Here is a 16,891-nt window from a genome sequence, read left to right as displayed (position 1 = left end):
GCGGCTCGACGGAACCGTAGCGGACTTTTTCACCTAGACGGTGACGGTCACGCGAATATCCTGCGGATAGTTGCCGAATCGTTTGCCGAATAGACTGACACCTCCGCAGTTCGCGGCTGATGCGGGACAAGCGATCCGAAACCGGAGCTCTTGTCCCGCTTTTACATTCAGCTGTCCGATCTGCACGTCGGAAAACCGCACTCCGTCGACATGCGTGCCTTCCTTGGTAACGGATACGGTCTTGTGAAGCCCGTATTGGGTGTCGTTCCACCACGGGGGCGTATACAGGCCGCGTTTGCTGCCGAAATCGCCCGGACAAGTCCATGTAGCGACAGCCGTATCGTTAATCGAAAATGTAATGTCCGACGGCCAGTTCTCGTTATAATGCGGAGCCTCGGAGCAGATTTCGAGCGAAATCGCGATGCTTGAAGCTTCGGCTTGACCGACCAGATAGTTGGGAATCCGGTATTCGACAAACCCGCTGCCAAACCAGAGATGCTCCGCCTGCGTATGCTCCGGGTCGTCGAAATAGCGGGGATCGTCCATCATGCCGATGCGCTTGTCGAAGGACGCCAACCCGCAGGTGGGATGAACCTCATACCGGATATATTGGCCGACCGGCAGCTCAACCGTGAACCCGCCATGATCGGCGGGTTTGTCCGCTGCAGCGGTTCGCAGCACCAGCACCAGCTGATCGACGTGCAAGGAGCAGAGCTTCTGCGTCCCGCGCTTGCCGACCGTATTCTCGGTGGATACGATGCCCGCCTCCTCCAGTTTTTGAATATGCTTGGTAATAATCGCCGACGACAAGCCCAGCGCCTCTGCCAGCTCTCCAATGTTGTAAGGTTTCCCGTTCAGCAATTCAATGATCCGAACCCGGGTTTCGGAAGAAAAGCATTCCAGCACCTTCATGTTATTCGTCGTTACATCCAGTTTCATAACCAACACCCCTAACTTGCTTTGATTATATAACCTATTGGTTAAATAATCAACTTAATGATTGACATAATGAGCGAGTCTGTTTATCATTTAATTAGAAAGTCATCAAGTTAACTATATGATTAATGAAAAGAGGCTGACTTCTGACATGACACAATCGATAGCACGTCCGGAATATCCCCGCCCGCAGCTCGTAAGAGAACAGTGGCTTAATTTGAACGGCACCTGGGAATTTGAATTCGACGATGACCGTATCGGGGATGCAGAGCAATGGGGATCGGGAACGAGAGCTTTTACCCAAGCGATTCAGGTTCCGTTCGCGTACCAAAGCGCACTTAGCGGGATCGGGGAAACGGGCTTTCACGATCTGGTATGGTACCGGCGCAGCTTCGCCATCCCGGCCGACTGGTCCGGCCAAACGATACTGCTTCACTTCGGAGCGGTAGATTATGAGGCGACCGTATGGGTGAACGGGCGGCAAGTCGCCTTCCATCAAGGCGGACATACGCCGTTCCAAGCGGACATTACCTCCGCTCTGAAGCCGGGAGACAATGTTTTGGTCGTTCGCGCCGAGGATTTCAGCCGCGATGTGACGCTTCCGCGCGGAAAGCAGTTCTGGAAAGAAGACTCGGCTTCGATCTTTTATACCCGGACGACGGGCATTTGGCAGACGGTATGGATCGAACCGGTGAACAAGCTGCATATTCACAAGCTGAAGTTTAAGCCCGATATCGATAAGAACGAGATTCAAATCCGCACGCTGCTGAACGAAGCGCCCGCTGCGGGAGCCAAGGTTGAGGCGCGCATCGACATCCGCTTTAAAGACGAATATTTCTGCAGTACGACATTCAGCATTCATCATAAGGAAGAGTCGAGAACGATCGGGCTGCATGATTTCAACGATCACGGACTGGGCCGCTGGTGGTCGCCGCACAAGCCTAACCTGTACGATGTGACGGTGACGCTGCTCGTTGACGGCCGGCAGGCCGACAGCCTGGACAGCTATTTCGGCATGCGCAAAATAGCGGTTGAGGCGGGCAAGGTGATGCTGAACAACCGGGTTTATTTTATGCGTCTTGTCCTTGATCAAGGCTATTTCCCCGACGGCATTCTGACCGCTCCGAGCGACGAGGCGTTGAAGCAGGATATCGTCTTGGCGAAGCAGATGGGCTTCAACGGCGCCCGTAAGCACCAAAAAATCGAAGATCCCCGTTTCCTCTACTGGGCCGACAAGCTGGGCTATCTGGTATGGGGAGAGATGGCCAACGCCTATCAATATTCCGAGGAATACGTAAGCAAAGTGACGGCGGAATGGCTGGAAGCGGTAGATCGTGACTATAATCATCCTTCGCTTGTCGTGTGGGTTCCGATTAACGAAAGCTGGGGCGTGCCGAACATTCTGATCGACAAGCGGCAGCAGCAGCATGCGCTCGCCATGTACCACTTGACCAAATCGCTGGACGACACCCGGCCGGTCATCTCCAATGACGGATGGGAGCAGATGCGTTCCGATCTCGTTACGATTCACGACTACGAGTGGAGACGGGACGACCTGGAGGAGCGGTATTCGACCCTGGAGAAAACATTGGGAACGAAGCCGCATCGCCGTGAGGTGCTCGTCGGTGGCACAGCTTATGAAGGACAGCCGATTCTGGTCACGGAATTCGGCGGCATTGCCTTTAAGAAAAGCGACTGGGAAGGCTGGGGATATTCCGGGGCGGAGAACGAGGAAGATTTCTTGAAGAAGCTTGCCGACGTCGTGGAACCACTGCTGCAATCTCCTTACGTTCAGGGCATTTGCTACACGCAGCTGACCGATGTCGAGCAGGAAATTAACGGCTTGCTGACATACGACCGCGTGCCTAAGGCGCCGCTTGAAGAGATCAAAAAGATTTTCGGCGGCGAAGTCAAATACTAATCCGTGCCGGACGGCGCCCGCCGTTTGCCGGGACGATCATTCCGAACGCAGCTGTACTCTGAGGAGTACGGCTGCGTTTTTTCTTGCGCTCAAAACCACCTCTAAGCGCGGTCGCTCAACTTAAGAGCAGGCGTCATATTGTCGGCTCGGAGCGGAATTGATATAGTGGATCTATCGAAGGGGGGAGTTTCATGTGAAATACGTTGTTTATCAAGAAAAGCAGCGTGCAGCACAAGCTGCTGCTTGCTTTCTGCTGCCTGGTGCTGTTTCCGCTCGGCTTGTTCGGGTACGTATCGCTGGCGATTACGAAGCAGAGCATTGAGCAGCAGGTCGTTGCCGGAAAGCTAAAATCGCTCGGTCTGATTTCTCAGAAGCTGGACATTATGGCCTCGGATTTGACGGCGATTTCGAATATTTATTTTTCCAACGAGGATTTGCGTTCCTTGCTGCTCAGTCCGCCGGACAATCAAGCGTATCAGGAACGGGCCAAAAAACAGTTTTTGACCAAAATGATCGTGTCCTACCGCTATGCGTATACGTGGCTGGATTACTACACCTCGATCATTGGCCTCAACGGCATCGAGCTGCATACGTTTTACGACGGCGGCAAAATCGGCATCGAATCGCTGAAGCAGGAGCCGTGGTATACGCAGGTGACCGAACTGAACGGCGGGGTTGCCTGGTACGCCGATCCTTCGCCGAAGCTGATTCCGACCGTGAACGAAGATCATTACGTGTCGGCGATACGGCTCATTAAGGATTTTGAGAATAACGCGGCGATCGGCTTGCTGATGATTAATATCGGAGAGCAGTTTTTGTACAAGCAGTACAGCGATGCGCTGCAGCCCGGCGAATATATGCTGCTGTTCGACGCGCAGGGGAAAATCGTCTCGGCGACGGATAAGGCCAAGGTCGACCAAAGCTTGAGCGCAGCCCCGTATTATGAGCGCTTTGCCGGCGGCGGCGAATACTTCAACAGCCGTATCGACGGGAAAGACATGCTCGTTACGTATCACCGGATGGAGAGCACAGGCTGGACGATCGTCTGCTACACGCCGGTCGATACGCTGCTGCAGAACGTCGAGAAAACGAAATGGCTGCATCTGATTTTGTTTGCGTCCGTGCTGATTTTATCCATCATCGTGTCGTACGTGATCGCCAGAAAATTATCGGTTCCGATAAGAAAATTATACGCCAGCATGAAAAAGGTGGAGCGGGGGGATTTGAGCGTCCGTTCGGACGTTCAGGGAAGCGACGAGATCGGCGAGCTGGCCAAAAGATTCAATCAGATGGTGGCGCGGATCGGCGAGCTCCGGGATCATGTGATTGAAGAGCAGGAAATGAAACGCCGCGTCGAGCTGCAAAATTTGCAATCGCAAATTAACACGCATTTTTTATACAATACGCTTGCGTCGATTCGTTCCATGCTGCTAAGCCGGACGCCGGAGGCGATCGATTCCGTCATCGTTTCGCTGGTCAAGCTGCTGAAAAAAACGCTGTCCGCGGAAAGCGAATATATTACCATCGCCGAGGAAATCGATAATCTGCAAAACTACGTCAACATTCAATCCGCGAGGCAGGATGAGAAGCTGCAGGTGGAATTTCATATTGAGGAAGAAATTCTGCATAAAAAGACGTTGAAGCTGCTGCTGCAGCCGCTTGTTGAAAACGCTATCTTCCACGGCATTGAGCCGCAGGAGGGCACGGGCGTCATCGAAGTCAGGGGCTGGACCGAGCACGATCAAATCTGCTTTAGCGTCACGGACAACGGCGTGGGCATCGGCGCGGCGTATGGAGACGGTGAAGAGTCCGGTTTGACGGAGCAGGTTCTCTCCTCGGCAAACGGGCTGGGTTTAAGAAATGTGCAGCATCGGATACAGCTTCATTTCGGAAGCAAATATAAAATTGACATTCGTCGCGCCGATCAGGGGGGAACGTCCGTCGTTCTCCGCTGGCCCGTATTTACGAGAATCGAGGAGTTGAAACGAACATGAAGGTAGCTATTGTCGACGATGAACCGCAAATCCGCCGCTGGATCGAACAGCTGGTACACAAGACGGAGCTCGGAATTGAAGTGGCGGGCGCCTACGGCAACGGGAAGGAAGCGCTGGACGCCTGCCGAAGCCAGCCGGTCGACGTCATCATTACGGATATCAAGATGCCGGTGATGGACGGCATAGAACTGATCCGCCGGCTGAAGGAGGAATTTCCTTCCGTCCGCTCCATGATCATGAGCTCGTACAGCGAATTTCAGTATGCGTCGGAGGCGCTCAAAGCCGGAGCCGGCAACTATATTCTGAAGGCGGAAGTGACCGTCGGCGAGCTCCGGGAAGCGCTGAACAAGCTGCAGTCCGAGCTGGCGCTGGAGAAGCACCGCAATGACGAGGTGTATTCCCTGAAAAGCGCGCTGAACCATCATCATCATACGCTGCGGTCCATCTATTTGACCGATCTGGTCCGCGGCAAGCCGTCCGCCATCCATGAATTTGAAGCCAAGATGAGCGCCTTCCAGCTTCGGCTTCCCCGTCGCGATCTGATCGTCATGACGATCAGGCCGGACGATGCGCCGGATGCCGGTCTACATGCGAAGATAAAGGATCATAAGCTGCTCGAATCGGCCATGGTGAATATTATTGACGAAACGCTCGTTACGGAGGCGGGGAGCGGCTGCTGCTTCGTCTATGAAGCGAATCTGCTTGTCGTCCTGATCGGCTCGAATCAAACCGGCAGCAGGTCCGTACGCGAAGCTTCGCTGCAGTACGCTCACCGGATCATCTCCAATCTGTCGGAATATCTCCAGGTTTCCGTCTCTGTGGGCATCAGCCCGCCGTACGGCGATCTAAGCCAATTGGGGCATCAGTTCCAAGAAGCCTGCGAGGCGCTAAAGCGCAAAACATTTTACGAGAAGCGGGCCATTGCCTGGCATAAGGAAGAACAGGCGGCGGATACCGGATTCGCAGACAAGGAGCTTCCCGCCTTCTGGAAAACATTTACGCAGCGGATCGGCGAAAGACAGTATAAGCAAGCGGCCGAAGCCGTGGAGGCGCTGATGGGCGGCATTCAACAGCGCAAGCCGTTTACGGAAGCCGAAGCCAAGGCGCTTTGTCTGCAAATCGCCTTCACGCTGCATCAGGCATTGCGGGACTTAAAAGAAGGAGCGGCCGTTTACGAGCCCGAGCTGATCCATCAGGAGATCGCCGAGCTGTCGACGTTCGAGCGGCTCAAGCAGTGGCTGCTTCTGAGGACGGCTCATTTTATCGATGAAGCGCAAGTAAGGCAAGGCTCTTACAATAAGACGATACGCGAGGTGTGCGCGTTCATCAAAGAGTCTTATGCCGAAGGCATCTCCCTGCAGCAGGCGGCGGACAAGGTGCATTTGAACAAAACCTACTTAAGCGAGCTGTTTAAAAAGGAAATGGGCGTCAGCTTCAACGATTACTTGACGCATCTTCGCATCGAGAAGGTCAAGGAGCTGATCCGCTCCGGCGACTCGACCATAGGGATGATGGCGGAGCAGGTCGGTTATCCCGACGGCAGTTATTTAACGAAAGTGTTTAAGAAAGCGACGGGGATGACCCCGCTGGAATATAAACAAGCTCATGCTATGAGATAAAACCGGGAAAGCATACGGCAGGCATTCTTTTCTCGCCACATCGGAAGGTTTTAAAGAAAAGCCAAAGATAGGACTAAATGACCCGAAGATATAACCGGGGGGAGTCTGACGGCTTCATCTATAATAAAGCTATCCGATATCGAAGTCGGGACGAATATAGAAAAGGCGGGGATGGGCAGATGAAGGCATGGAAAACGATGATGACCGGCGCGACCGCGGTAAGCTTGGCGGCTGCGCTGGCAGCTTGCGGATCGGGCGGCGGAAGCTCGCCGGAACAGAGCGCGAATCCGGCGGACGGCAATAAGCAGGTGGAAATTACTTTTGCCAACTGGATATCCGTGGAAGAAGGCACGAAGGAGGCTTACAATCAGCTGATCGCCGATTTTGAGCAAAAGCATCCCAACATTAAAGTGAAGTCGATCGGTATCCCGTTCGCCCAGTTCAAGGATCAGGTGCTGGTCAGCTCCGCGGGCGGCAATCCTCCGGATGTCGCCATGTCCAACCAAAATTTCACGCCCGCGTTCGACGGGGCGAAAATGGCGGAGCCGCTGGAAGCCTTGCTTGGAGCGGACATGATCAACGACATCGTCGACGGTAGCAAGGCGGGCGTGACGTTCAACGGCAAAGTCATGGCGATGCCTTGGGCGCCTCATCCGAGCGCGCTGTTCTGGAACAAAACCGTGTTCAAGCAGGCCGGCCTCGACCCGGAAAAACCGCCGAAAACATGGGATGAAATGATCGAAATGGCCAAAAAAATAGCCGCTCTGGGCAAGGACGAAAAAGGAAATCCGATCTACGGGATCGGGGAGAACGGCGCCTCCGAATCGTATACGGGCAACATGCTGATGAGAATCGCATATTCCTACGGCGGCAAATTCGTCGACGACAAAGGCGCGATCGTCTACGACCAAGGCACGGCCTTGAAGGACTCGCTGGCTTATATCAAAGATATGATCGGCAATAAAATCTCGCCGAAGGGCGCGATGATGAAGGATCTTCGGCCGATGTTCGCCAACAATGCGCTCGGTATGCTGGTAGACGGCGACTTCGGCAGAACCAACTTCCGTTCGATGAGCGGCAAGGGCGAAGCGTTCGACAAGGAATGGGGAGTGACGACCGTTCCTGCGGGCAAATCGGGCAAAAGCGAAACCGTATTTACCGAGCATCAGCTCGTGGTAGCGGCCGGAAGCAAGCACAAGCAGGAAGCCGCCGAATTTGTCAAATATCTCGTATCCAAAGACGCAATGGCGATTTATCACAAGCTCAATGGAGTCATGTCCTCCCGAAAATCGATTGCATCGCTTCCGGAGATGAATGAGGACGACTATGCCAAGGTGTTCAACGAACAGATGAAAACCGCATCGCCTCTGCCGGCGGCCAATCCCAAATTCGATAACGCGATGAAAACGTCCACCGATATGATTGTGCTTGTTACCGAGGGCGGCAAAAGTCCCGAAGAGGCGATTTCGACCGTGATGCCCAAAATCAAGGAGCTGTATAAATGAGGACCGGCTTACAGCCGTTCCTCCCGCCTAAGACGATACGGCTGGGGAATGGAGCGAGGAAACAATGAACTTACGTTTGACCAGACATCAAAGAGATATATGGTTTGCAGTCATTCTGCTGCTGCCGGCCGTTCTGCTGCTAGGGTTAACCATTGTCAGCCCGCTAGTCAAATCGGTCGCCATGAGCTTTACCGATTATTCGCTGCTTTCCCCGGTAAGCCAGTGGAACCACTTGGACAACTATAAGCAGCTTCTGTCATCGCCCGATTTCTATCATTCCTTAAAAATTACGCTGATCTACGTCGCCTGCGCCGTAGCGCTGGATTTGCTGCTCGGCTTGACGCTGGCGCTCCTTCTGAATCGCAACATCCGTTTCCGCGGTTTTTTCAGAAGTATCGTGATGATTCCTTGGGCGATTCCGACGATTGTCACCGCATTGATTTTCCTATGGATTTATCAAAGCGATTACGGCGTATTGAACTATGCGCTCGTCTCTGCGGGAGTGATCGAAAGCAACGTCAACTGGCTGCAAAGCGTAGACTATGCGTTAACGGCCATTATCGTGGTCGCCGTATTCCGGCAAACTCCGCTGGTCGCCGTCATGATTTTGGCGGGGCTGCAAAATATATCCGCCAGCTTGTACGAAGCGGCCAAAATCGACGGAGCGAGCGGCTGGCGGCTGTTCACGCACATTACGCTGCCGCTGCTGAAGCCCGTCATCTCCAGCGTAACGTTGATTATGATTGTAAACAATTTCCAAATGTTCACTTTATTTTTTACACTGACGAACGGCGGACCTGCCGGGGCCACTTCATCGCTGGCGATCCTTACCTATGACACCGCGTTTTCCAAATATGAGATGGGCAAAGGCTCCGCCATCGGCGTGATTTGGCTGGTCATGCTGTTTACATTCTCCCTTATCTTTACGCGCATCATGAATCGGGACGACAAGTAGGAGGAATCGGAATGAATAAACGCGCGCCGGCATTGGCACAAGCGGCCTGCGGGGGCGGCAGGAAGGAGCTGCGCAGCAGAGAAGGAGCAAGCTATGTTCTGCTCGGCCTGATCTTGATCTTCCTGCTGTTTCCCGTTTACTGGATACTGGTTACGTCACTTAGCACCAACAGCGAATTGCTGCAGCTTCCGCCGAAATGGTTTCCGTTTCACATCTCTTTGGACAGCTACGCGGAAGTGCTTCGTTCATCGGTATTTTTGACCTTTTACCGCAATACGGTTATCGTCGCTTCCGGGGCTACGGTGCTGTGCATCATCGTATCGATTTTAGCCGGGTATGCTCTATCCCGGTTTCGGTTCAGAGGCAGCAATTTGCTTACGCTGATCTTTTTGTCCGCGCAAATGTTTCCGACCGTCACTCTGGTCATCGGCTTATATTCGCAATATCAGGCTTTGCATTTGCTCAATACGCTGTATGTGCTTATTCTCGCCTCGACGATGACGTCTCTGCCCTTCAGCATCATGCTGATGAGAACGTTTTTTAACGGCATTTCCAAAGAGCTGGAGGAAGCGGCCGAAATCGACGGAGCATCGCGGTTCAAGACGTTGTTTACGATTATCGTTCCGCTCTCCAAGCCGGGGATTATGGCGATTGCGATTTATACTTTTTTGATAGCATGGGACGATTTCCTGTTCGGCTTGACCCTGGTCAGCGACATCGATAAAAGAACGCTCAGTCCCGGCTTGTCCTTAACGTATCTCGGAGAATATTCGGCGAACTGGTCCGGCGCCACGGCGGCGGCTGCGACGGCCACGATCCCGCTGCTGATCGTCTTTATGTTTCTTCAGCGGTATATGGTAGAGGGGCTGACTGCGGGCGGCGTAAAGGAATAAATGAAGAAATCACGATAAAGGCGGGAGTAGGTCCTGCATATGGAGGAATATGATGAGTCAACGGGAAAAGAACCAACCTAACGTAATCGTATTTTTTACCGATCAGCAGCGCTGGGATACGTCCGGGCTGCACGGAAACCCGCTGGGGCTGATGCCCAACTTCGACAGAATGGCTTTGCAGGGCACGCATTTGACCCATTCCTTTACGTGCCAGCCCGTATGCGGCCCGGCCCGCTCCTGCCTGCAGACCGGCATGTATGCAACCAAGACCGGCTGCTTCGTCAACGGCATTCCGCTGCCCGACAGCGCGAAGACGATGGCGCATTATTTCCGCGAAGCGGGTTACCGCACAGGCTATATCGGCAAATGGCATTTGGCCCATGAAGAGCCCGTATCCGAACCGAAGCGGGGCGGGTACGAGGAGTGGCTGGCGGCGGACGTGCTGGAGTTCAGCTCCGACGCGTATAACACCGTTCTGTACGACAACGACAATCGGCCGGTCAAGCTGCCGGGCTACCGGGTGGATGCGATGACCGATGCGGCGATTCGCTATATCGACCGCAGCCAGAACGACCCGTTTTATTTATTCTTATCGTTCCTGGAGCCGCATCACCAAAATCATCTGGACGATTATCCCGCGCCGGACGGCTACCGCGAAGCCTATACGGGACGGTGGATGCCGCCTGATTTGGCTGCGCTCGGAGGAACGGCCCATCAGCATCTTGGCGGGTATTACGGCATGGTCAAGCGGCTGGACGAAGCGCTCGGACGCATCCTCGACGCGCTGAAATCGCTGCAGCTGGACCGCAATACGATCGTATTGTTCACCTCGGATCACGGCTGCCATTTCAAGACGAGAAACGGCGAATACAAACGGAGCCTGCACGACGCTTCCATTCGCGTTCCTTCCGCCATTTGGGGACCGGGCTTTTTCGGGGGCGGCAGTTGCCGCAGCTCGTATCGTTGATCGATTTGCCGCCGACCTTGCTGGATGCGGCGGGCATCGACGTTCCCGGACAAATGCAGGGACGGTCGCTGATGCCTTTGCTGCGCGGTTCTTCAGATGCGTGGCAGGAGGAAGTTTTCGTGCAAATTAGCGAGACCGAGGTCGGGCGGGCCGTAAGAACGAAGCGCTGGAAGTACGGCGTGACCGCGCCGGGCAAAGACCCGGAGAAGGATTCCGGTTCCGACCGTTATGTCGAGACGTATTTATACGATCTGCAATGCGATCCGTACGAGCTGACGAACCTGATCGGTCTGGAATCCCACCGCGAGGCTGCGGACCGGATGATGGCGAGATTGCAAAGAAGGATGCAGGAGGCGGGCGAAGCCGTGCCACGGATCGAACGGGCGCCTGCGATTCCGGCCGGGCAGCGCCGCGTTTCGGCTGCGGAAGCGGGAGCTTGATCCGCTTGCGGCATGTGCCCTCCGCCATGTCCGAACGGCCGGGCTGCCTGAACTGCGCGTCAGATGCGTCGGCAAGTTAGTAAAAAGCCTGCTCAAGCTTATCGACAGGCTTTTATTTTTGAATGAACGCCGACAGGCGTTTTTTCTTATGAATAATCAACAATTCGCCGCAGATTGTTCATAAATGAACAAAGCGCACCCATTTAACCATTGCAAGCATTGTATTCCTTTTTATAATCATAGACATGCGTTTATCATTTGATAAATACTTCATTGGAGGAGGGCTCAATCGTGGAACGTCTATGGACGAAGTCTTTTATTCTCATCAGCGCAGGTACGCTGTTCCTGTTTAACGCTTTTTATATGCTGTATCCGACGCTGCCGCTGTTCATCCAGCAAATCGGAGGCAGCGAAACGCATGTCGGGCTGTCGATGGGCGCGTTTATGCTGACCTCCGTGATCATTCGCCCTATCGTCGGCGGGCTGCTCGACCGCTACGGCAGAAGACGGTTTATCGTCTGGGGGCTGCTGCTCTTCATCCTGGCGATGTATATGTACGACTGGATCGGCGGCATCGTCGTTCTAATCGGGCTCAGAGTCTTTCACGGGATGACCTGGGCCGTGTCCAGCACCGCCATCAGCACGGCCGTAACGGATATTATCCCGCCCTCCCGCCGGGGAGAGGGGATGGGGTGGTTCAGCACGTCGATGACGCTGGCGATGGCATTCGGTCCGATGATCGGGCTTCTGCTGGTTCAGCACTTGTCTTACCACGCGCTGTTTCGCTTCGCTGTCGTTCTGTCCGCCTTGGCGCTGCTTCTTATACTTGGCGCGCGAATTCCTTTCCGTCCGCAGGCGGATACAAGAAAAATCGAGTTGTTCGAAAAGTCGGTGCTGCCCGTCTCCATATCGGTCTTTTTCATGTTTTTCGCCTATGGCGGCATAACTACGTTTGTCCCGCTGTTCGCTGACTCGATCAAGGTTAATTCCGGCCTGTTTTTTCTAGTTTTTGCCGCAACGCTTGCTCTAAGCCGCCCGCTTTCGGGGAAGCTGTCCGACCGGTATGGAGAGAGAGCGGTCATCGTGCCGGCTCTAATAGTAACGATTGCCGCTTTGATTTGTTTAAGCTTCTCGACCGGCTCGTTCGGTTTGCTCGCATCGGCGGTTTTGTACGGAATCGGTTTCGGTTCTGCGCATCCGGCTCTCCAATCGGCCACGTTACGTCTGGCTCGTCCGGATCGGAAAGGCGTTGCCAATGCATCTTTGGCGACAGCCACCGACCTCGGTATCGGATTAGGCGCGATGATTCTAGGCTGGATTTCCCGTTACACCGGCTATTCCGTCTTATTCCAGGTTAGCGCGATGACAGTCGTCTTATCCCTGTTCGTATTCGCTTTGGTTGTGCGGCGTTCGCTGACGGCAAATCCCGGGCATACCGATAACCCCAGAAACGCAGCGGGATAGCTTCCCGTCTTGTCGTGAATCCACCCGATGAAGGCCGGCTCAGGCCTGCCATAATAAAGCCCCCGCACTGAACCATCGCCGTCCATTCGCCGGCTTCCTCGGCGCTGCCGATTTCCTCAACAGGGAGGAGCAGCACCCGGAAAAACACTCCCCCCTGATCCGTACCGTGACGACACTCCCAGATAACATATCCGTAAGTCCGCCGGCTTGAGAAGTGGGTGCAATCCGGGCGGTGACCGAATAATTCAAGCAGTCCTGCAGTCCTGCACATTAAGCGGGGAGAGGGGCTATTCGGCAGCTGCTGCGTCCGCCTTCGTACGGTGAACCGTACCGAACGGATGATGGGGAGGGGCGTAAATCGTGTAAAGTTTAAGCGGTTTATCGCCCGTATTGGTTACATTATGCCATGTACCGGCAGGAACCATAATCGCATCGTTCTCGCGTACTTGTTGAACGAACGGTAAATGATCTTTGGCATCGCCCATTTGAACGATCCCTTGGCCTTCTTCAATGCGCAAAAATTGATCTACGGAAGGATGGACCTCAAGTCCGATGTCCTCACCGGCGCGAATACTCATCAAAGTGACCTGCAAATGATCTCCTGTCCATATGGCAGTACGATAGGTTTGGTTTTGCTTGGCGGCTTCGTCGATGTTAATGACATACGGTTTTTTACCGTAATCCTGTAATTCGCTGCCATTCTTATTGGAAGATTGCCGGTGAACCGGCGCGTACCACGGGTTTCGCGTGCTGGCCAAGTATACGGGCGTAAGCGTGTAGTTATAAACAAGCGGTGCAGCATAGTAAGGATATCGGTACATATAAAGACCGTACTGCATAGTCGTTCATTCCCTTCTCTAGGTTATAGACTATGCTATTCGTATTCTTCGGGGAAGGTACTTTGTATATTTTCAGTGTTTATTTAGCCGGGACTCAGCGTGGATTCATTTTGGCTCTCTATAATCAGGTAACAGATTCCAATTCCACCATCAAGGAGGCCCTTATATGGACCCTACAGTCATTCCGCTCCAATCCAAGTTTAAGTTCAGGCTAGGCACCGTCAGAAACAAATTCATCGTCTCGTTTCTGCTTATTCTGCTGCTGCCTAGTTTGGCAATCGGAGGATTTTCCTACATCACCGCCAAAGATCGGGTCGACGATCAGCTTCAGAGCATGGCGGAGACCGATATTGTTCTTGTCAGTAAACTGATCGACCAATACATACAAGCTAAAATTAATGATGTTAATAATTTATCCCATCAATTATCATCGCCATCGGCTGAAGAGCAGCTTCAGTTATACGCGGAGCACCATCCTGAGGCGGAAGCCGTCGCGATGCTTCAAAGCAGCGGGGCGCATCTCTATGCATCGGGCAGTCTCAAGGCCGCGCCAGATAAGGACGATTCGAGGCCAAACGACTTTTACAAGCAGGCGCTGGAGAGCAACGGGAAAGTCGTCATAACGGAACCGTATACGTCCGCCGAGACGGGAAATACGGTTGTAGCGCTGGTCAAAGCCGCCGATAACGGCCAATCGGCAGTCGCCGTCGCGCTGAATTTGACCGAGCTGAAGCAAATCGTCAGCGATGTGAAAATCGGTGAAACCGGATTTGTCGTCGTTTTCGGCGCCAAAGGAGAGAACATCGTTGCTCCGCCTTGGGGAGCCGGACCCGGCCTGGAAGGGGCGGACATGGACAGCGTCATGCCGTCTGCGGTCACAGCGGAAGCGGACGGAACGTCGGCAGCCGATATTGCCGGCCAAGGTCGGTTATTGTTTAACGGCGAGTCGGGCGACATAGAGCAAGTATCTCCGGACGGCGATACCCGGCATCTGATCTATATGACGAATTCATTGACCGGCTGGAAAATCGCGGGCGACCGGTCGCCGAGCGAGGTGACGCGCACGGCGGCGCCTATATTGAACAATACGCTGGTTGTCATGGCAGCGTTCATCCTGATCGGCTCGTGCCTGATGTTCTTCATCGTCCGTTCGATTACGAGACCGCTAAGAGCTTTAACGGACATATCCCGGATCATAAGTCAGGGAGATTTGAGACGCAGGGCGGACGTGAGATCGCAAGACGAGTTCGGAGAGCTGGGCGCCGCCTTTAACCGGATGATCGATTCGCTTCGGATGGTCGTCTCGGAAGTGACGCTCTCGGCCAATCAATTGGCGGCCTCGTCGCAACAGCTGTCGGCCAGCGCGGATCAGACCGCTTCGTCGGCGGAGCATATTGCAGGAGCGATCGAACAAATGGCCGACGGCGCCAATGCGCAGGTAAGCCTGGTTGACGGCGGCTCGCAAACCGTCCGCGAGGCGTCGGAGAACATTGGGGAGATTGCGGACGGCGCGCACACGGCCGCCGTGACGACCGGGCAGGTCGCGGTAAAATCGGCGGAAGGCGGCCAAGCGATTCAAAGCGCCGTGCAGCAGATGGATTCCATCAACAGCTCCGTCGGCGGGTTGGCGGAGGTTATCGACCGCTTGGTTCATACTTCGTCGGAAATCGGCCAAATTATCGGAGTCATCTCGGATTTATCGCAGCAGACGAATCTGCTTGCGTTAAACGCCGCCATCGAGGCGGCAAGAGCGGGGGAACAGGGACGCGGATTTGCCGTCGTCGCTTCGGAGGTGAGGAAGCTCGCCGAGCAGTCCGCGAAGTCGGCGGAGCAAGTCGCCGCGCTGATCGGCGCGATTCGCGAAGAAGTCGGCAGCGCGGAAGCATCGATGCGGCGGACTACGAATGAAGTGAGCTCGGGATTGAACGTCGTGCGCAGAGCGGGTGGATTGTTTGCGGAGATCGAGCGGTCCGTCGGCGAGGTCAACGGCCAAGTTCGCGGCGTATCCGCAGCCGCCGAGCAGGTTGCAATAGGGACGAAGCATATCGTGAAGGCGATGGAAGACATCTCCCTTGTATCGCAACAAGCGGCGGCAGGGACACAGACGGTATCGGCCGCTACGCAGCAGCAGCTGGCTTCCATGGAAGAGATTACGTCGTCGTCAGCGCACTTGACCCGGATGGCGGCAGAGCTGCAAGCGCTGGCGGAACGATTCCGGATTTAGCTTCAGCTGAAGCTTATCCGGAAAAATGACAGCTCTGCCGCGCATGTTTGCCATCCTTCTCAAGTTGTTGCCGTCCCGAGCATTATTTCCACGCTTGGGGATGATCGTTCCGAACCTCGCTTAAGCTCGCAGCGGCCGCATTCATTTCGACTTGCTGCGGGCTTTTGCAGCCGGGGATGACGCAGGAGACGGCGGGATGCTTCAAGCACCAGGCCAGCGCCCAGGTCGCCATTTCGACGCCGGAAGGGACTTCGCTGCGCAGTATTTGCTGGACCATTTCCAATCTTTCCTGAGATTGCTGCTGATCGCGCCGCGAGCGGACGTCGTTGCCGGAGAAGACGGCTCCCGGCTTATATTTGCCGCTCAAGAAACCGCTGGCCAGCGGCACGCGCGCAAGCACGCCGAGATCCTGACGCTCGCACGACGGAAACACCTGCCGTTCGGGAACCTGATCCAGCCGGTTATAGATCACCTGAATCGCCTCGGCGCCGACCCGGGTCGCCGCGTCCGTTTGATACACATTATCGTTGCTGCCGATGGAGATGCCGAGATGGCGCACTTTTCCCGCTTGCACCTGCTTGTCCAATGCCGTCCACAGATCGTCGTTGTTGAAATCCTCGTCCGAGCCGGAATGGAATTGATACAAATCGACGTAATCGGTTCGCAAAGCCTGCAAGGAAGCGTCCAGCTGCTTAAGGACCTCTTCGGCCGACCAGTAATTTTTCGAAGGGTTCTCCCGGTCCTGATGATTATGGCCGAATTTGGTGGCGATAACCCAGTCCGCCCTGTTCTTTCTTCGCTCGATATAGCTGCCGATAAAGCTTTCCGAGAGATGGTGGCCGTAGCATTCCGCGGTGTCCAGCAGATTGATTCCGAGATCCCGCGCTTTGTCCAGAATCGCATCCACCTCGTCTTGCTCGTAATCTTGGCCCCATGCTCCGCTAAACTGCCAAGTGCCTACCCCTACAACGGAAACCTTCAATTCGGTTTTTCCAAGCCTGCGGTATTTCATATTGCTTCAGCTCCTTTCCATATGCTCTGAATTATAGGGGACGCCCGCAAGTTGGACAAGAGATGAATTTTTGTTTCGTTAGTAACTTCGAGGTAAGTAAAGGGGAAATCTGAAATAAATAA

At 54.4% G+C, this 16,891-nt stretch carries 13 protein-coding genes; 10 read left to right on the top strand and 3 right to left on the bottom strand.

Features of this window, described 5'->3' with window-relative positions; genetic code table 11:
• Positions 1-33: 33 nt before the first annotated feature.
• Positions 34-939 (bottom strand): ArsR/SmtB family transcription factor, encoded by a 906-nt coding sequence (locus tag SK3146_RS01635; protein ID WP_249863419.1) that lies wholly within the window; start codon positions 937-939, stop codon positions 34-36.
• A 148-nt stretch (positions 940-1,087) separates the two neighbouring features.
• On the opposite strand from SK3146_RS01635, the gene SK3146_RS01630 reads away from it, so the two are divergent.
• The 9 genes from SK3146_RS01630 to SK3146_RS01590 all read left to right on the top strand — a co-directional run bounded on the left by SK3146_RS01630 (position 1,088) and on the right by SK3146_RS01590 (position 12,694).
• On the top strand, positions 1,088-2,857 hold the full coding sequence (locus tag SK3146_RS01630) for a glycoside hydrolase family 2 protein (protein WP_249863418.1): 1,770 nt from the start codon (positions 1,088-1,090) through the stop codon (positions 2,855-2,857).
• A 203-nt stretch (positions 2,858-3,060) separates the two neighbouring features.
• The gene (locus SK3146_RS01625) at positions 3,061-4,851 is read left to right on the top strand and encodes a cache domain-containing sensor histidine kinase (protein ID WP_249863417.1); all 1,791 of its coding nucleotides are present in this window, start codon (positions 3,061-3,063) and stop codon (positions 4,849-4,851) included.
• Positions 4,848-6,470 (top strand): response regulator, encoded by a 1,623-nt coding sequence (locus tag SK3146_RS01620; protein ID WP_249863416.1) that lies wholly within the window; start codon positions 4,848-4,850, stop codon positions 6,468-6,470. Before SK3146_RS01625 ends, SK3146_RS01620 begins: the two co-directional genes overlap by 4 nt.
• Positions 6,471-6,649: 179 nt before the next feature.
• Positions 6,650-7,975: an ABC transporter substrate-binding protein gene (locus SK3146_RS01615; RefSeq protein ID WP_249863415.1), complete on the top strand. Its 1,326-nt coding sequence runs from the start codon at positions 6,650-6,652 to the stop codon at positions 7,973-7,975.
• 64 nt (positions 7,976-8,039) lie between these two features.
• Complete coding sequence (locus SK3146_RS01610; protein WP_249863414.1) at positions 8,040-8,930, top strand: carbohydrate ABC transporter permease; 891 nt, start codon at positions 8,040-8,042, stop codon at positions 8,928-8,930.
• Positions 8,931-8,941: 11 nt separating this feature from the next.
• On the top strand, positions 8,942-9,823 hold the full coding sequence (locus SK3146_RS01605; RefSeq protein ID WP_249863413.1) for a carbohydrate ABC transporter permease: 882 nt from the start codon (positions 8,942-8,944) through the stop codon (positions 9,821-9,823).
• 49 nt (positions 9,824-9,872) lie between these two features.
• Positions 9,873-10,790 carry a sulfatase-like hydrolase/transferase gene (locus SK3146_RS01600; RefSeq protein ID WP_249863412.1) on the top strand — a complete coding sequence of 306 codons (918 nt, stop codon included), beginning with the start codon at positions 9,873-9,875 and terminating at the stop codon, positions 10,788-10,790.
• Positions 10,769-11,230, top strand: a complete 462-nt coding sequence (locus SK3146_RS01595) for a sulfatase/phosphatase domain-containing protein (RefSeq protein WP_249863411.1) — start codon at positions 10,769-10,771, stop codon at positions 11,228-11,230. Before SK3146_RS01600 ends, SK3146_RS01595 begins: the two co-directional genes overlap by 22 nt.
• Before the next feature lie 291 nt (positions 11,231-11,521).
• A complete protein-coding gene (locus tag SK3146_RS01590; protein WP_249863410.1) occupies positions 11,522-12,694 on the top strand; it encodes an MFS transporter in 1,173 nt (390 codons plus the stop codon).
• A gap of 287 nt (positions 12,695-12,981) precedes the next feature.
• Here the strand turns inward: SK3146_RS01590 and SK3146_RS01585 are convergent, their stop codons facing one another.
• A complete protein-coding gene (locus tag SK3146_RS01585) occupies positions 12,982-13,515 on the bottom strand; it encodes a cupin domain-containing protein (RefSeq protein ID WP_434006852.1) in 534 nt (177 codons plus the stop codon).
• A 184-nt stretch (positions 13,516-13,699) separates the two neighbouring features.
• On the opposite strand from SK3146_RS01585, the gene SK3146_RS01580 reads away from it, so the two are divergent.
• On the top strand, positions 13,700-15,757 hold the full coding sequence (locus SK3146_RS01580) for a methyl-accepting chemotaxis protein (protein ID WP_249863408.1): 2,058 nt from the start codon (positions 13,700-13,702) through the stop codon (positions 15,755-15,757).
• 82 nt (positions 15,758-15,839) lie between these two features.
• On the opposite strand, the gene SK3146_RS01575 is transcribed toward SK3146_RS01580, so the two are convergent.
• Entirely contained in the window at positions 15,840-16,769 is a 930-nt protein-coding gene (locus SK3146_RS01575) for an aldo/keto reductase (RefSeq protein ID WP_249863407.1), read from the bottom strand.
• Between the last annotated feature and the right edge of the window lie 122 nt (positions 16,770-16,891).

The organism is Paenibacillus konkukensis (assembly GCF_023523925.1).
Classification (GTDB): Bacteria; Bacillota; Bacilli; order Paenibacillales; family NBRC-103111; genus Paenibacillus_S; species Paenibacillus_S doosanensis.
The sequence above is the reverse complement of the archived record's forward strand: the minus strand, read 5'-3'. Positions and strand labels throughout refer to the sequence as shown.